Genomic DNA, 18,810 nt, shown 5'->3' on the forward strand with positions numbered 1-18,810 from the left:
CCGCGGGCTGATGTCCGCCAGCTCACGCAGCAGATCCTCATTGAGGACATCCACCTGCGCGGAGTGGGAGGCATAGTCCACCGCGATACGACGCGCCCGAACACCCTCCACCTCACACGAGGCCAGCAGCTCATCCAGTGCATCCGGCTCACCCGAGACCACCACCGAGGCGGGTCCGTTGACGGCCGCGACACCGATCCGGCCGTCGAACGAAGCGATCCGCTCCTCGACGTCCGCGACGGGCAGCGACACGGAGACCATGCCGCCCTTGCCGGAGAGCTTCTCCAGCACCAGACGCGACCGCACCGCGGCCACCCGGGCACCGTCCTCCAGGGACAGGCCACCCGCCACACACGCGGCCGCGACCTCGCCCTGGGAGTGCCCGATCACCGCGGCAGGCTCCACACCGAAGGAACGCCACACCGCAGCCAACGAGACCATCACCGCCCACAGCACCGGCTGGACCACATCCACCCGGCCCCACAGCGGATCATCCGCCTCACGGAACACCACATCCCGAAGCGACCAGTCCACCAACGGCGACAGCGCACGCTCACACGCCACCATCGACTCCGCGAACACCGCAGACGAATCCCACAACTCCCGGCCCATACCGACCCACTGCGAACCCTGACCCGGGAACACGAACACCACACCACTGGCCGAGGAGCTGCCACGGACCACGGTCGGTGCGTTGGTTCCCTCGGCGATGGACCGCAGGCCGTCTACGAGTTCGTCGCTGGTGCTTCCCACCACCACCGCGCGCTGATCGAACGCCGAGCGGGTCGTGGTCAGCGCATGCCCGACGCTCATCGGGGTCATGTCGGGGTTCTTGGCGAGGTGCGCGGCCAGCCGTGCGGCCTGGTCGCGCAGCGCGGCTTCGTTCCGGCCGGAGACCACCCACGGGACCGGCCCGCTCAGCGCGGGACGCCCCGCATCGGCGGCCGGCTCCGCCGGCTCCTCCTCGGGAGCCTGCTCCAGGATGACGTGCGCGTTGGTACCGCTGATGCCGAACGAGGACACGCCCGCACGACGCGGACGGCCCGTCTCCGGCCAGGCGCGGTTCTCCGTCAGGAGTTCCACGGCGCCGGCGGACCAGTCCACCTCCGGCGTCGGCTCCTGGACGTGGAGGGTCTTGGGCAGCAGTCCTTCGCGCAGGGCGAGCACGGACTTGATCACGCCGGCCACACCCGCCGCCGCGCCCGTGTGCCCGAAGTTGGACTTGACGGAGCCCAGCCACAGGGGCTGGTCGGCAGGGCGGTCCTGGCCGTAGGTGGCCAGCAGCGCCTGCGCCTCGATCGGGTCGCCCAGCGTCGTACCCGTACCGTGCGCCTCCACCATGTCCACGTCTGCCGCCGACAGTCCGGCGTTGGCCAGGGCCTGCCGGATCACCCGCTGCTGCGAAGGACCGTTCGGGGCACTCAGACCGTTCGAAGCACCGTCCTGGTTGATCGCACTGCCGCGCAGGACGGCCAGGACCTCGTGACCGTTGCGGCGCGCGTCCGAAAGGCGCTCGACCACGATCATGCCGACACCCTCGCCCCAGCCGGTGCCGTCCGCGTCCGAGGAGAACGCCTTGCACCGGCCGTCGCCGGCCATGCCGCCGAGATTGTCGAACTCGGCGAACGCGCCCGGCGTGGCCATGATCGTCACGCCGCCCGCCAGCGCCATGTCGCACTCGCCGTTGCGCAGGGACTGCGCGGCGAGGTGCAGGGCGACCAGCGAGGAGGAGCAGGCCGTGTCCACCGTGACGGCGGGACCCTCCAGCCCGAGCACGTACGAGACGCGGCCGGACATGATGCTGCCGAGGGCGCCGGTCATGCCGTAGCCGCTGTCGGCCTCGGCCGAGTTCATCAGGACCGTGGGGTAGTCCTGCGGCCCGCCGCCGACGAAGACACCGGTCGCACTGTTGCGCAGCGACCAGGGGTCGATCCCTGCGTGCTCGACGGCCTCCCACGAGGTCTCCAGCAGCAGCCGCTGCTGGGGGTCCATCGCGGCCGCCTCACGCGGCGAGATCCCGAAGAACGCGGCGTCGAACTCGCCCGCCTCGTGCAGGAATCCGGCCCGCCCGACTGCCGGCGCGCCCCAGCGCTCCCAGCCTCGGTCGGTGGGGAACTCCGTGAGCTCGTCTCGGTTCTCGACGACCAGCTGCCACAGGTCACCGGCCCCGCGCACCCCGCCGGGGTAGCGGCAGGCCATGCCCACGATGGCGAGCGGCTCGTCGTCGGCCGGGCGTCCGGCGGGTGCCACGGCGCCGATGGCCGCCGGGCCACCGGTCAGCTCGGTGTGGAGGTGCGTGGCGAGCTGGTTCGGGGTGGGGTAGTCGAAGACGAGGGTGGCGGGCAGCCGCAGGCCGGTGGCCCGGTTCAGCCGGTTGCGCAGGTCCATCGCCGTCAGCGAATCGAATCCGAGGTCCCGGAACGGGCGGCCCGCGGTGATTTCTGCGGTGGACCCGTGGGACAGCACCTGCGCGGCCTCGCCGCGCACCAGTTCCAGCAGCAGGGTCCGCTGTTCGGATTCGCCCATCTCGGCGAGGGTTTCCCGCAGGCCGACACCCGTCGGGTCCAGGACGTCCCCGCCCGCAGCGGTCCTGTCCAGGGCCTGCCCGACCTCGGGAATGTCCTCGATGAGCGGGCGTCGGCGGGCCATCGTGTAGCCCGGGGTGAACAGCTCCCAGTCCATGTCCGTGACGGTCAGCGAGGTCTCGTCCTGCTCCAGCGCCTGGCGCAGGGCCAGGGTCGCCTGGGCGGGGTCGAGCAGCCGCACGCCACGGCGCAGCAGCTGCTCGGCAGTGTCGCCTTCGGCCATCGCGGTGCCCTGCCAGCCGCCCCAGGAGACGGAGGTCGCGGTCAGACCGCGGCCCCGGCGCTCGCGGGCCAGACCGTCCAGGAACGCACCCGCGGCGGCATTGGCGCCGTTGCTCGCGCTGCCCCAGACCGCTGCACCGGAGGAGAACAGCACGAACGCGTCCAGCTCGACGCCCGGTTCGGATGTGATCTCGTCCAGGTGCCGCGCACCGCGGACCCGGGCGGAGAGGATCTCGTCGAAGTGTTCGGGGGTGGCCTGGACGAGTTCGGCGTAGCCGGATATGCCTGCGGTGTGGAACACGGCGGTGAGGGGGTGTTCGGCGGGAACGGCCTCGATGATCGCGGCGAGCGCGTCGCGGTCGGTGACGTCACACGCCACGACCGACACCTCGGCGCCCAGGCCACGCAGTTCCGCCGCCAGCTCGGCGGCGCCTTCGGCCGCCTCACCACGACGGCTCAGCAGCAGGAGGTGCTCCGCACCGTCCTTCGCCAGCCAACGCGCCAAATGGGCACCGATACCACCGGTACCACCCGTGACCAGGACCGTGCCCCGAGGGTTCCAGTCCTGCACCAGACCCGGGTTCGCCCCGAGAGGCGCACGGACCAGACGACGGGCGTACGCACCCGACGACCGGACCGCGACCTGGTCCTCACCCTCGCCCGCGGAAAGAACACCCGTGAACCCGGCGGCCACCCGCTCGTCCCACACCTCGGGAACGTCGACCAGACCACCCCACGTACCCGGCTGCTCCAGACCCACGATCTGACCCAGCGCCCACACCTGCGTCTGCGCCGGCCGGAGCACATCATCCGCACCCACCGCCGCGGCACCCCGCGTCAGCACCCACAGGGGCGCCGCCGCAGTGCTGTCCACATGCGCCTGCACCAGAGCCACGGTGCGCTCCGCACCGTTCTCCTCGTCCCAGCTCAGGAGGGAGACGACGCCCGCTGCGTCGGGAGTCTCCGCGAGCCGCGCGGCCAGCGCCGCACGGTCCGCATCCGCCCCGGCCACGAGAACGACCACCTCGGCCCCGGCCGCCACGAGGGCGTCCCCGACCTGCTCCACCGGAGCGTCATCACCCGGGGAGACGAGCAGCCAGGTCCCGGCCAGACGGCCGGACGACGGAACACTCACCGAACGCCACACCGTGCGGTATCGCCACGAGTCCAGAACGGAACGCTCCCGACGGCCCTTGCGCCACGCCGACAGCGCCGGAACCACCGGCTCCCACGCGTCGACCGCGCCACCGTCCACCAGCTCCGCCACACCCGCCGCGTCCGCGCGCTCGACCGCACCCCAGAACGCCGCGTCGACCGGGTCGACCGCCGTGCCCTGGCCGGGGATCACCGCGTCGTCGATCCAGTAGCGCTGGTGCTGGAAGGCGTAGGTCGGAAGGGACACCCGGTTGCCCGCGGTGAACAGCTGCTTCCAGTCGACCGGAGCACCCGCCACATAAGCCTCGGCCAGCGAGGTCAGGAAGCGCTCCGCGCCACCCTCCTCACGCCGCAGCGAACCCACCGTCACCAACGGACGATCCACCGCGTCACCGGTCTGGGCCACCGCCATCGTCAGCACCGGATGCGGACTCGACTCGATGAAGAGGGAGTTGCCCCTCTGGGCCAGCAGGCGGGTGACCGGTTCGAACTGCACCCGCTCCCGCAGGTTCCGTACCCAGTACCCGGCATCCAGACCAGCCGTGTCCATCCGCTCACCCGACACCGTCGAATAGAACGCGACGGGTGAGGACCGCGGGCTGATGTCGGCCAGCTCACGCAGGAGGTCTTCGTTGAGGGCGTCGACCTGGGCGGAGTGGGAGGCGTAGTCCACCGCGATACGACGGGCCCGAACACCCTCCGCCTCGCAGGAGGCCAGCAGCTCATCCAGGGCACCCGGCTCACCCGAGACCACCACCGAGGCGGGCCCGTTCACGGCAGCCACACCGATCCGGCCGTCGAAGGAAGCGATCCGCTCCTCGACGTCCGTGACGGGGAGGGACACCGAGACCATGCCGCCCTTCCCGGACAGCTTCTCCAGCACCAGACGCGACCGCACGGCCACGATCCGGGCGCCGTCCTCCAGGGAGAGGCCACCGGCGACGCACGCGGCCGCGACCTCGCCCTGGGAGTGCCCGATCACCGCGGCAGGCTCCACACCGAACGAACGCCACACCGCAGCCAACGAGACCATCACCGCCCACAGCACCGGCTGGACCACATCCACCCGGTCGAAGGACGGAGCGCCGGGCTCCTGGCGCAGCACCGCGAGCAGCGACCAGTCCACGAGGGGGCTCAGCGCCTCTTCGCACTCCGCAAGTCGGGCCCGGAAGACCGGCGAGGCGTCCGCCAGCTCGGCGGCCATGCCGAGCCACTGCGAGCCCTGGCCGGGGAAGACGAACACGGCACCGCCGGTGCTGGTGCGGCCGGACACCACACCGCTGCCCTCGCCGCCGTCCGCGACCGACCGCAGGCCCGCGACGAGCGCGTCCGGGGCGCCGCCCAGGACGACGGCCCGGTGCTCGAACGCCGAACGGGTGTCCGCCAGCGAAAGGCCCACGTCCACGGGGTCGAGGCCGGGGTTCTGGGCGAGGTGCGCGGCCAGCCGTGCGGCCTGGTCGCGCAGCGCGGCTTCGTTCCGGCCGGAGACCACCCACGGGACCGGCCCGCTCAGTGCGGGACGACCCGCATCGGCGGCCGGCTCCGCCGGCTCCTCCTCGGGAGCCTGCTCCAGGATGACGTGCGCGTTGGTACCGCTGATGCCGAACGACGACACACCCGCACGACGCGGACGGCCCGTCTCCGGCCAGGGACGGGCCTCGGTGAGCAACTCCACCGCGCCCGAGGACCAGTCCACCTCCGGCGTCGGCTCCTGGACGTGGAGGGTCTTGGGCAGGACGCCGTGCTGGAGGGCCAGCACGGCCTTGATCACGCCGGAGACGCCGGCGGCGGCCTGGGTGTGTCCGATGTTGGACTTCAGCGTTCCCAACCACAGGGGCTGGTCGGCAGGGCGGTCCTGGCCGTAGGTGGCCAGCAGGGCTTCGGCTTCGATGGGGTCGCCGAGCGTCGTGCCCGTGCCGTGCGCCTCCACCATGTCCACGTCGGCCGCCGACAGTCCGGCGTTGGCGAGGGCCTGCCGGATCACCCGCTGCTGCGAAGGACCGTTCGGGGCACTCAGACCGTTCGAAGCACCGTCCTGGTTCGCCGCCGATCCGCGGATGACAGCGAGGATCGGGTTGCCGTCCCGGCGGGCGTCCGAGAGGCGCTGGAGCGCGAGGACACCGGCGCCCTCTCCCCAGCCGGTGCCGTCGGCGTCGGCGGAGAACGCCTTGCAGCGGCCGTCGCCGGCGGAACCGCCGGTCGCCGCGAACTCGGCGAAGATCGAGGGGGTGACGAGCACCAGCACGCCACCGGCCAGCGCCAGGTCGCACTCGCCGGTGCGCAGGGACTTGATGGCGAGGTGCAGGGCGACCAGCGAGGACGAGCAGGCCGTGTCCACGGTGACCGCGGGACCTTCCAGCCCCAGGGCGTAGGAGATCCGGCCGGACAGCACGCTGCCCGGGGCGCCGGTCAGTGCGTAGCCGCCCGCGCCCTCGGCCGAGTTCATCACCAGGGCGCCGTATTCCTGGGGGGCGCCGCCGACGAAGACGCCGGTGCGGCTGCCCTTCAGTGAGGCGGGGTCGATCCCGGCCCGCTCGAGCGCCTCCCACGACGTCTCCAGCAGCAGCCGCTGCTGGGGGTCCATGGCCTTGGCCTCGCGGGGCGAGATGCGGAAGAAGTCCGGGTCGAAGTTGCCGGCGTCGTGCAGGAAGGCGCCGGTGCGGGCGGTGGGTACGTCCCAGCGTTCCCAGCCGCGGTCGGCGGGGAAGCCGGTCATGGCGTCGCGGCCTTCGGTGATCAGCTGCCAGAGGCCCTCGACGTCGTGGACGCCTCCGGGGTAGCGGCAACCGATACCGACGATCGCGAGGGGTTCCGCGGACGCCGTCGTGAGCCGCTGGTTCTGCTGCCGGAGACGCTCGTTCTCCAGCAGCGAGGCCCGCAGCGCGTCAACGACCTCCGAGATGGAACTGTCCATGTTCAACTCCCACTTGAATGTTGCGTCAACGCGCCGGGCACGGCTTTTTTCAGGCTATGGGGCCGGGGGGCGCACCCCGGCCCCAGACAAGGACCACGAGCACCCCTATTTCCTGGAGGTGCTCGTGGTCCTGGGCCCCTGTACTTCAGTCCGTCACGAGAGGCCGAACTCGTCGTCGAGCAGGGAGACGAGCTCCGCGGCGCTCACCGAGTCGAGGTCGATCTCGCCGTCCTCGTCCTCGTCCGCGGTGCTCTCCTCCAGCGTCGACAGGAGGACCCGCAGGCGGGTCGCCATGGCTCCCCTGTCGCCGTCCCCGGGCTTCAGGGCGCGCACGGCGCTCTCCAGCCCCTTCAGGGCGAGCAGGGCCGGGTCGGCCTCGGCGACGGCCCCCAGGTCGAGGCCGGCCAGCAGGTGTGCGGCGAGCGCCCTCGTGTTGGGGTGGTCGAAGACGAGGGTCGCGGAGAGCCGTACGCCGGTGATCGCCGTGAGCCGGTTGCGCAGGTCGACCGCCATGAGGGAGTCGAAGCCGAGGCTCTTGAACGCCTTGGTGACCGGCACCGCGTCCGCCGAGGGCAGGGCGATGACGGAGGCCACCTCGGTGCGTACGAGGGTCTCCAGGGCGGCGACGCGGTCGTCCTGGGCGAGGCGCCCGAGGCGTTCGCGCAGCGCCGAGGGTCCGGCGACGGGTACCCCTGTGTGGCGGCGGGGCTGCGGAGCCAGGGCCCTGAGCGCCTCCGGCAGGGCGGCGCGGTCGGCCGAGGAGAGCCCGGCGGGCTCGAAGTGGAACGGCAGCAGGACCGGTTCTCCGGCGGCGTGTGCCGCGTCGAACAGTTCCATGCCCTCGGCCGGGGTGAGCGGAGTCATGCCGGCCCGGGCGATGCGCCGAAGGTCGGCCTCTTCGAGCTGGGCGGTCATGCCGCCGCTGCTCTCCCAGGGGCCCCAGGCCAGCGCGAGCGCGGGCAGGCCGTCGGCCCGCCGCTGCCTGCACAGGGCGTCCAGGTAGGCGTTGGCCGCGGCGTACGCGGCCTGTCCGCCGCCGCCCAGCGCACCCGCGAGGGAGGAGCAGACCGCGAAGGCGCGCAGGTCGAAGGAGGCGGTGAGATCGTGCAGGTTCACCGCGGCATCGACCTTGGGGGTCAGGACCCGGTCCACCTGGTCGCCGGTGAGCGAGCCGAGCAGGCCGTCGTCCACGACACCGGCCGCGTGCACCACCCCTACCAGGGGTGCGTCCGCGGGGATCGTGCCGAGGACGGTGGCCAGGGCGTCCCGGTCGGCGGCGTCGCAGGCGACCACCCGTACATGGGCGCCCTCCGCCGTCAGTTCGCGCTGGAGGTCGACCGCTCCCGGCGCGGCCGAGCCGCTGCGGGAGGTGAGCACGAGGTGGCGGACACCGTGCACGCGGACGAGGTGCCTGGCCAGCAATGCGCCGATCATGCCGGTGGCACCGGTGATCAGGGTCGTGCCGTCGGCCGGCCACTGATCGGCGCGGGGCACGCTGTCCACGCCGTGCCGGACCACCCGCGGGACGAGGACGACCCCGTCGCGGATCGCGAACTGCGCCGCGTCGGTGGTGTCGACCCTGGTCAGCGCCTGCGCCTGGGCGAGGTCCGGGAGGGTGCTGCCGGCGTCGAGGTCGACCAGGAAGAGCCGGCCGGGGTGTTCGAGCTGGGCGCTGCGCGCGAGGCCCCACACCGGGCTGTGGGCCAGGTCGCGTACGCCTTCGTCGGGCAGTGCCTCGACGGCGCCCCGGGTGCACAGCACCAGGGTCGACTTGTCGAACAGCTCCTCCTCGGTCCAGGTGCGGACGAGGTCGAGCGCGGTGTGGACGGCGGTGCGGGCCGCGGCGGCGTCCGGATCCGCGGCGGGGGAGGCACAGGTGACCAGGACGTTGTCCGGTACCGGCGCGCCGTCGGCGAGGGCCTGCCGCAGCGCGGCGAGGTCAGGGTAGTGGTCGGCCTCGGCCGACTCCTGTCCCACCACGGCCCAGTGCAGGGCCGGAGCGCCGATCGGTGCCCCGGCCGGGGCGGCGGTCCAGTCCGCCCGGTAGAGGGACGACGTGGCGGTGGTGCCCAGCTGGCTGCGGGAGACCGTGCGGAGGCTGAGGCCGCCGACGGTCGCCAGGGGGCTGCCGTCGCCGGTCCACAGGCTCGCCGCCACCTCGTCGGTGCCGTCGCCTGCCGTGAGCCTGACCCGGCAGCTGCCGGATCCCTGCTGGTGGGCGGAGACCTCGCGCCAGGAGAACGGCAGGAAGGGGCCGTTGGAGTCCTGCGCGGAGGGCAGGAACGCGAGGGTGTGCAGGGCCGCGTCCAGGAGTGCGGGGTGCGCCCCGAACGCCTGGGCGTCGTCGGTCGCCTGCGGGGGCAGGGTGATCTCGGCGTAGACGTCGCCGTCCAGCCGCCAGGCGGCGGTCAGGCCCTGGAAGACGGGGCCGTAGGAGGTCCCGGAGGCGGCCAGGGCGGGGTAGAAGCCGGTCAGGTCGAGCGGCTGGGCCCCCTCGGGAGGCCAGACGGAGAGCCGTTCCGCTTCCCGGGCCCCGACGGGGCCGGCGGCGAGGTGTCCTTCCGCGTGCCTGGTCCATGCGGCCCCGGTGGCGGGGCGGGAGTAGACGGCGACGGGACGGTGTCCCGCCTCGGTGGCCTCGCCGACGGCGACCTGCACGGCGACGCTGCCGTGTTCGGGCAGGATCAGCGGGCTGAGCACGACGAGTTCCTCGACGTGGCCGGCTTCGAGCCGGTCGCCCGCCCAGAGGGCGAGCTCCAGGAAGCCGGTGCCGGGGAAGAGCGCGGAGTCCAGGATCCGGTGGTCGGCCAGCCAGGGCTGGGCGGTCAGGGAGATCTCGCCGGTGAACAGGACGTCGCCGCCGGAGGCCTGGCTGACCATGGCGCCCAGCAGGGGGTGCCCGGTGGTCTCGAGGCCGGCCGAGGACACGTCGCCGCGTTCGGTGCCGGACGAGGAGGGCCAGTAGGCCGTCCGCTGGAAGGCGTACGTCGGCAGGTCCGCGGGCCGGGCACCGGTCCCTTCGAAGACGGCGTTCCAGTCGACGGTGACGCCGTGCACGTGGGCCGCGGCCAGGGCCGTCAGGAGTGTCTGCGGTTCGGGCCTGTCCCGGCGCAGCAGTGAGGTGCGTACTCCCTCCTCGGGGAGGCCGGGGCAGTCCTCCGCCATCGTGGTGAGGGTGGCGTCCGGCCCGAGTTCCAGGAGGCCGGTGACGCCCGCGTCGGCGAGGGCGCCGATGCCGTCGGCGAAGCGGACGGTGTGCCGGGCGTGCCGCACCCAGTAGCGGGGGTCGGCGATCTCGTCGGCACCGAGGACGGCCCCGGTGAGGTTGGAGACGACGGGGATCTTCGGCGGGGCGAAGGTCAGCCCGTCGACCAGCTCGGCGAACTCCTCGAGCATCGGCTCCATCAGCGGGGAGTGGAAGGCGTGGCTGACGCTGAGCGCGCGGATCCGGCGGCCCACCCCGGCGAAGTGCGCGGTGAGGGCCGTGATGCCTTCGGCCGCGCCGGAGAGCACCACCGAGCGGGGGCCGTTGACGGCCGCGATGTCCACGGTGTGCGCCCGGTCGCCCAGGACTGCCGTGATGGCCGCGGCGGCCTCCTGCTCCTCGGCCTGTACCGCGAGCATGGCGCCGCCCGCGGGGAGCGCCTGCATGAGGCGGCCCCGGGCGGTGACGAGCCGGGACGCGTCGGCGAGGCTCAGGACGCCCGCCACGTGGGCGGCGCTGATCTCGCCGACGGAGTGGCCGAGGAGGTAGTCGGGGACCACGCCCCAGGACTCCAGGAGCCGGAACAGGGCCACTTCGAGGGCGAAGAGCGCGGGCTGGGTGACCGCGGTCCGGTCGAGTTCGTCCCGGCCGCCGCCGAACACGGTTTCGCGCAGCGGCCTGCCGAGCAGCGGGTCGACGTGCGCGCAGACCTCGTCGAAGGCACGGGCGAACGCGGGGAAGGCCGCGTACAGTTCCTGCCCCATGCCCGGCCGCTGGGAGCCCTGGCCCGGGAACAGGACGGCGAGGGCGCCCTCCCCCGCCGTGCCGCGCAGCACCTCCTGCGGGGTGTCGCCCGTCGCGAACGCGGCGAGCGCGGACATGGCCTCCTCGCGGTCGGTGGTCATGACCGCCGCCCGGAATTCGAGGGCGGCGCGACCGGTCGCCAGGGAGTGGGCGACGTCGGTGGTGGGTGCCTCGTGCCGGTCCCGGAGCCAGGTGACCAGCCGGTCGGCCTGGGCGCGCAGGGCGTTCTCGTCGTGCGCGGACAGCAGCAGCGGGGTGACCGGAAGCGGTGCGGTCGCCGGAGCGGCCTCGGGCTCGGGCTCGGGCTCGGGCTCGACAGCCTGCTCGAGGATGACGTGGGCGTTGGTGCCGCTGACGCCGAACGAGGAGACACCGGCGCGGCGGGGGCGGCCGGTCTCCGGCCACGGGCGGGTCTCGGTCAGCAGTTCCACGGCGCCCGAGGTCCAGTCGACGTTCGTGCTCGGCTCGTCGATGTGGAGGGTCCTGGGCAGCACGCCGTGGCGCAGTGCCTGCACCGTCTTGATGACGCCGCCGATGCCGGAGGCGGCCTGGCTGTGCCCGATGTTGGACTTCAGGGAGCCGAGCAGCAGCGGCTGGTCGCCGGTCCGCTCGCGCCCGTAGGTGGCGAGGATGGCCTGGGCCTCGATCGGGTCGCCGAGGGTGGTACCCGTGCCGTGCGCCTCGACCGCGTCGATGTCCGCGGCGGTGAGTCCGGCGCGCTCCAGGGCGTGCCGGATGACCCGCTGCTGGGAGGGGCCGTTGGGGGCGGTCAGGCCGTTGGAGGCGCCGTCCTGGTTGATGGCGGAGCCGCGCAGCACCGCGAGGACCGGGTGCCCGTTGCGGCGGGCGTCGGAGAGCCGTTCGACGAGGACCATGCCGACGCCCTCGGCCCAGCCGGTGCCGTCCGCCGCGTCGGCGAAGGCCCTGCAGCGGCCGTCGGGCGACAGACCGCCCTGCTTGGCGAAGTCGTCGAAGAGGAACGGGCTGGTCATCACGGCGATGCCGCCGGCCAGGGCGAGGTCGCAGTCACCGTCGCGCAGGGACTGGGCGGCGGTGTGCAGGGCGACCAGGGAGGAGGAGCAGGCGGTGTCGACGGTGATCGCCGGTCCCTCCAGGCCCAGGACGTAGGACACCCGGCCGGAGACCACGCTGGTGGCCGTGCCGGTCACGCCGTATCCGGCCAGCGCCTGCGAGCCGCGGGGGAAGAGGCTGGTGTAGCCGGAGGATGCCGCGCCGACGAAGACGCCGGTACGGGTGCCGCGCAGCGTGTCGGGGGCGATCCCGGCGCGCTCCAGCGCCTCCCAGGACGTCTCCAGCAGCAGGCGCTGCTGCGGGTCCATCGTGAGTGCTTCCCGGGGGGAGATCCCGAAGAACGCGGCGTCGAACTCCGCGACGCGTTCGAGGAATCCGCCCTGCTGCGGCACGGAGGCGTCGGCGGGCGCCTCGGTGGTCCAGCCGCGGTCGGCGGGGAAGCCTGCGATGGCGTCCCGCTCGTCGTGGACGAGGTCCCACAGCTGCTCGGGCGTGGTGACGCCGCCGGGGTAGCGGCAGGCCATGCCGACGATCACGAGGGGTTCGTCGTCCGTGCGGGCCGCGGCCGGGGCGCGGGTCGGCGCCGCCGGAGCCGTCGGGGCCGCGGGCTCGTCCAGGTCGCCGAGGAGTTCGCCGGCGATGTAGTCGGCGAGTTCGGCGGGGGTCGGGTGGTCGAAGACCACGGTGACGGGCAGCCGGAAGCCGACGACGTTGGTCAGCCGGTTGCGGAACTCGACGGCGGTCAGCGAGTCGAAGCCGAGTTCGCGGAACTGCGTGGTCGAGCCGACCGTGTCCGCGTCGGAGTGGCCGAGGACGGTCGCGACGTGCGACCGGACCAGCTGGAGGAGGGTCCGCGTGCGCTCGGTCCCGGTGAGCGGGACCAGACGCTCGCGCAGCGAGCCGCCCTCGGTCTCCGCTGCGCGGCGGCCGGCCCGGCGGGCCGGGGTCGGCACCAGGGCCCGCATGATGGGCGCCACCCGGCCGGAGGTCCCGGCGAGCGCCGCAGGGTTCAGCTTGATGGGTGCCAGCTGGGCCCGGTCGGTGCGGCAGGCGGTGTCGAACACCGCCAGGCCTTCCGCGGAGGTCATCGGCACGACGCCGCCGCGGCTCATGCGCTCCATGTCGCGCTCGTCGAGGTGGCCGGACATCTCGCTGCGCTGCTGCCAGAAGCCCCAGGCGAGGGAGATTCCCGGCAGGCCCTGTGCCTGCCGGTGGGCGGCCAGCGCGTCGAGGATCACGTTGGCGGCGGCGTAGTTGCCCTGTCCGGGGGCACCCATGGTGCCCGCCATCGAGGAGAACAGCACGAAGGCGCTGAGGTCGAGGTTCCGGGTCAGCTCGTGGAGGTTGAGCGCTCCGGTCACCTTGGGCCGCAGCACGGCCGCGGTCCGCTCGGCGGTCAGGGATTCGACGAGGCCGTCGTCCAGGGCCGCGGCGGTGTGCAGGACGGCGGCCAGCGGCCGGTCCGCGGGGATGCCGGCGAGCAGGGCGGCGAGTGCGTCCCGGTCGGCGACGTCGCAGGCGGCGACGGTCACCCGGGCGCCGGCGGCGGTCAGCTCCTCGGCGAGTTCCCGGGCGCCCGGGGCGTCCGGACCGCGCCGGCTGGTCAGCAGCAGGCTGGTCACGCCGTGCTCGACGACCAGGTGGCGGGCGAGCAGACCGCCCAGCGTGCCGGTGCCTCCGGTGATCAGGACGGTTCCCTCGGTGGGCCAGGGGGCGCCGGGGATGGTGAGGACGGCCTTGCCCACCAGGGTGGCCTGGCTCAGGGCCCGGAAAGCGGTCCGGATGTTGCGGACGTCCCACAGGTTGATCTTCGGGGGCAGCAGGGTGCCGCTCTCGAACAGGCCGACGAGGGTCTCCAGCATCTCGTGGATGCGGTCGAGCCCGGCCTCGGGCAGGTCGTACGCCTGGTAGGCGACGCCCGGGTAGGCCTCGGCGACCTGCGCGGGGTCGCGCTTGTCGGTCTTGCCCATTTCGAGGAAGCGGCCGCCGCGCGGCAGCAGCCGCAGGCCCGCGTCCACGAAGTCACCGGCGAGGCAGTCCAGGACCACGTCCATGCCGCGTCCCTCGGTGGACTCCATGAACCACTGCTCGAAGTCGAGTGTGCGGGAGTTCGCGAGGTGCGCGGTGTCCAGGCCCTGGTCGCGCAGGGTCTGCCACTTGCCGGGGCTCGCCGTGGCGTACACCTCGGCGCCGAGGTGCCGGGCCAGCTGGATCGCGGCGCTGCCGACGCCGCCGGCGGCGGCGTGGATGAGGACGGACTGTCCGGCCTCGAGACCGCCGAGGTCCACGAGCCCGTAGTAGGCGGTCATGTAGGTGACGGCGACGGAGGCGGCCTCTTCGAAGGACCAGCCGGTGGGCATCCGGTGCATGGTGCGTTCGTCGGCGACGGTCACGGGTCCGAAGACGTCGTCGGCGAGGCCGAAGACCCGTTCACCGACCCGGTGGTGGGTGACCTCGGCACCGACACCGGTGATCACACCGGCGACCTCGCCGCCCATCCCGGTCAGTCCGGGTACCAGGTCGAGGGCGACGACGACGTCCTTGAAGTTGATGCCCGCGGCGCGGACGGCGATGCGCACCTGGCGCGGGCCGAGCGGTTCGAGGGCCCGCGGGTAGGGAACCGCCTCGAGGCCCTCGATGGTGCCGGGCCGGGTGTTCTCGATGCGCCAGGCGGCCGTGTCTGCGGGCGGCAGGACACTCGTGCCCGGATCCCAGCGGGACAGGCTCGGGGTGCGCACCACGCCGTCGCGCAGGGCGAGCTGCTCCTCGCGGGTGGCGAGCGCGGCGCCGAGCCGGGCGCGGGATTCCGGAGCGTCGTCGAGGTCGACGAGGCCGAACCGTCCGGGGTGTTCGTTCTGCGCCGAGCGCACGAGTCCCCAGACACCGGCGGCGGCCAGGTCGTCCACGTCCTCGCCGGTCGCGGTGGCCACGGCTCCGCCGGTCAGGACGACGAGCCGGGTGTCCGCCAGGCGTTCGTCGGCGATCCAGGCCTGCAGGAGGGCGAGGGCCTCCACGACCGGGGCGCCGACCCCCTCGTGGGTGCCGTCGCCGCGGACCGGCCACAGCACGGTGTCCGGGGCTCCGTCGGCGGCGAGGTGCGCGAGGATCTCCTCGACGCCGCCGAGGACCGGGGTGCCGGGCAGTGCGTCGGCGATCCCCAGGGGGTCGGTACCGAGGACGAGGCAGCGGGGTGCCGGCTCCTCGGCCCGGACGGTCCTCCAGTCGAGCTGGTAGAGCGCGTCCGAGCGGACGGTGCGCAGGGCCGCCGCGGTCATCCGGCGGACGACGAGGGAGTTCACGGAGGCGACCGGCTCGCCTGTCTCGTCTGCGAGGAGGACGGTGAACTCGTCCTCGCCGCGACGGGTGATCCGTACGCGCAGACGGGCGCAGCCGGTCGTGTGGAGCTGTACGCCGGCCCAGGAGAACGGCATGCCGACTCCCCCGCCGTCGTCGCCGTCCCAGGTGAACATCGAGTGCAGGGCGGCGTCGAAGAGCGCCGGGTGCAGGCCGAACCGTTCGGCCTGGGCCCGCTGGTCGGCGGGCAGTGCGACCTCGGCGTACACCGCGCCGTCGAGGTGCCAGACCTGGCTCAGGCCTCGGAACTCGGGGCCGTACTGGTAACCGGCTTCGGCCATGCGGTCGTACATGCCGGTGATGTCGACGGATTCGGCGCCCTCCGGGGGCCAGGTGCCGGTCAGCGTGCCGGTCCCGTCGTCCGTCCCGGTCTCCGCGGCGAGCAGCCCGGAGGCGTGCCGGGTCCAGACGACGTCGGCGAGGGCGTCCTCGGGGCGGGAGTAGACGCTGACGACGCGTGCGCCGGTCTCGTCGGCGGCCTCGACATGGGCCTGCACCACAACTGCACCCCTGTCGGGCACCACGAGCGGCGTGTGCAGGGTCAGTTCCTCGATCCGGCCGCAGCCGACCTGGTCGCCTGCGAGCACGGCCAGCTCGACGAAACCGGTGCCGGGGAAGATCACCCGGTCGGACACGCCGTGCGCGGCGAGCCAGGGCTGTGCGCGCAGCGACAGCCGTCCGGTCACGAGGGCGCCGTCGCCGTCGGCCATCCGCACCAGTGCGCCGAGCAGCGGGTGCTTGACGGGTGCGAGGCCGACGGAACCGACATCGCCGGTGGGGTCGGTGACCTCGGTCCAGTAGCGCGTGCGCTGGAAGGCGTACGTGGGCAGTTCCACGGTACGGGCGCCGGTTCCGGCGAACACGGCCTGCCAGTCCACGCGGACGCCGCCGAGGTGGGCCGCGGCGAGCGAGGTCAGCATGCGGCCGAGGCCGCCCTGGTCGCGGCGCAGAGTCTCCACCACCGCGCCGTCCGAGCCTGCGGCGTCCATGGTCTGTTCGATGCCCAGGCGCAGGACCGGGTGGCTGCTGGTCTCGATGAAGGCGCGGTGGCCCTCGGCGAGCAGGGTTCGGACCGTGGGCGCGAACAGCACCGGCTGCCGCATGTTCTCGTACCAGTAGTCCGCGTCCATGGTGGCGGTGTCCAGCAGGGTGCCGGTGACCGTCGAGTAGAGCGGGATGTCTCCCGTGCGGGGGCGCACCGGAGCCATCAGGTCACGCATCCGGTCGCGCAGCGGCTCGACCAGCGCGCAGTGCGACGGCACGGTGGCCGGGACGATCCGGGCGCGGATCCCTTCGGCGTCGCACTCGGCGACGAACTCGGACAGGGCGGCGTCCTCGCCGGCGACGGCCACCAGACGGGGGCCGTTGATGCCGGACAGGGCCAGCCGACCCGCCCAGCGGCCGAGACGGTCCTGTACCTCGTCGGCGGAGAGCGACACCGACGCCACCGCGCCCCTACCGACCAGCGTTTCGGCCATCAGCCGGCTGCGGAGGGCGATCACGCGGGCCGCGTCCTGCAGGGACAGCCCGCCGGCGACGTACGCGGCGGCGGCCTCACCCTGGGAGCTGCCGACCACGGCGTCCGGTTCGATTCCGTAGGAGCGCCACAGCGCCGCCAGCGAAACCATGACCGTGAACAGCACGGGCTGGACGACCTCGATGTGGTCCAGGGAGGCCGCGCCGGGCTCGCCGCGCAGGACGTCGAGGACCTTCCAGTCCACGAACTCCTCTATGGCCTGGGCGCATTCGTTCGCCTTGGCGGCGAAGACCGGCGAGGTGTCGAGAAGTTCGCGACCCATGCCGATCCACTGCGAGCCCTGGCCGGGGAAGACGAACACGGTCTTGCCCTCGACCGGGGAGCCGTACAGGACTCCCTCGGCGGGCCGGTCCTCGGCGAGCGCCTCCAGGGCCTCCAGGAGGCCGTCCCGGTCGGCGGCGAGGATCGCGGCCCGGTGCTCCAGGCCGGTACGGGTGGTGGCCAGCGAGTACGCCACGTCGGCGGCGGACGGCTCCGGGTGGGTGAGGAGGTGCGCGCGCAGGGTGCGCGCCTGCTCGCGCAGGGCGGTCTCTCCGCGCGCGGAGAGCACCCAGGGCAGCAGCGGCGGGGCGGCTGCGGAGGCGGGAGCCTCGTCGTCGCTGGTGCCGGCGGCGGGCTCGGGGGCCTGTTCGAGGATGACGTGCGCGTTGGTGCCGCTGATGCCGAAGGCGGAAACGGCTGCCCGGCGCGGCGCGTCGGACTCGGGCCAGGCCCGTGCCTCGGTGAGGATCTCGACGGCGCCCGCGGACCAGTCGACGTTCGGCGTGGGCGCGTCGACGTGCAGGGTCTTGGGCAGCAGGCCGTGCCGCAGCGCCTGCACCATCTTGATGACGCCGCCGACACCCGCGGCGGCGCCGCTGTGCCCGATGTTCGACTTCAGCGAGCCCAGCCACAGCGGCCGGTCGGCGGTCCGGGCCTGGCCGTAGGTGGCCAGCAGTGCGTCCGCCTCGATCGGGTCGCCCAGTGAGGTGCCGGTGCCGTGTGCCTCGACCACGTCGACCTCGGCGGGCGACACGCCCGCGTCGGCCAGGGCCTGGCGGATGACCCGCTGCTGGGACGGGCCGTGCGGAGCGGTCAGGCCGTTGGAGGCGCCGTCCTGGTTGACGGCGGAGCCCTTCAGCACCGCGAGCACCGGGTGGCCGTTGCGCAGGGCGTCGGAGAGCCGCTCCACCGCGACGACGCCGACGCCCTCGCTCCAGCCGGCGCCGTCGGCCGCCGCGGAGAAGGCCTTGGAGCGGCCGTCGGGGGCCAGCGCACGCTGCTGGGACAGGGCGACGTGGACCGCCGAGGTGGACAGCGTGGTGGCACCGCCGGCCAGGGCGAGGTCGCACTCGCCGTTGCGCAGGGCCTGCGCGGCGAGGTGCAGGGTCACCAGCGAGGAGGAGCAGGCGGTGTCCACGGTGACCGCCGGGCCCTCCAGGCCCAGGACGTACGAGATGCGGCCGGACAGCACGCTGTTGGACGTGCCGGTGGAGCCGTAGGTGTCCATTCCGTCCGGGGAGGCGGCCAGCAGCGAACCGTAGTCCTGCTGGTTGAGTCCGGCGAAGACGCCCGTGCGGCTGCCGCGCAGCGCGTGGATGTCGAGGCCGGCCCGCTCCAGGGCTTCCCAGGAGGTCTCCAGCAGCAGGCGCTGTTGCGGGTCCATCGCCTGCGCCTCGCGCGGGGAGATCCCGAAGAACGCGGCGTCGAAGCCCGCGATGTCCTGGACGAATCCGCCCTCGCGGACGTGGCAGGTGCCGGGGTGGTCGGGGTCGGGGTGGTAGAGGCCGTCCAGGTCCCAGCCCCGGTCGGCGGGGAACGGGCCGACCGCGTCGGTCTCCTCGCTCACCAGCCGCCACAGGTCGTCGGGGGAACTGACCCCACCGGGGTAGCGGCAGGCCATTCCGACGATCGCGATGGGCTCGCTGCCCCGCGCTTCCACGTCGGCCAACCGCTGCCGGGTGCGGTGCAATTCCGAGCTGACCCTCTTGAGGTAGTCCCGGAGCTGCTGCTCGTTGTTCAT

At 73.4% G+C, this 18,810-nt stretch carries 2 protein-coding genes; both read right to left on the bottom strand.

The genetic code is table 11. The annotated features are described in order from the left end of the window. A partial coding sequence (locus IE257_RS35535; protein WP_189973979.1) for a type I polyketide synthase occupies nt 1-6,876 on the bottom strand: 6,876 nt, incomplete at its 3' end. Nucleotides 6,877-7,029: 153 nt separating this feature from the next. Beyond that, a complete protein-coding gene (locus IE257_RS35540) occupies nt 7,030-18,810 on the bottom strand; it encodes a type I polyketide synthase (protein ID WP_189973980.1) in 11,781 nt (3,926 codons plus the stop codon).

The organism is Streptomyces avidinii (genome assembly GCF_014650695.1).
Taxonomy (GTDB): Bacteria; Actinomycetota; Actinomycetes; order Streptomycetales; family Streptomycetaceae; genus Streptomyces; species Streptomyces avidinii.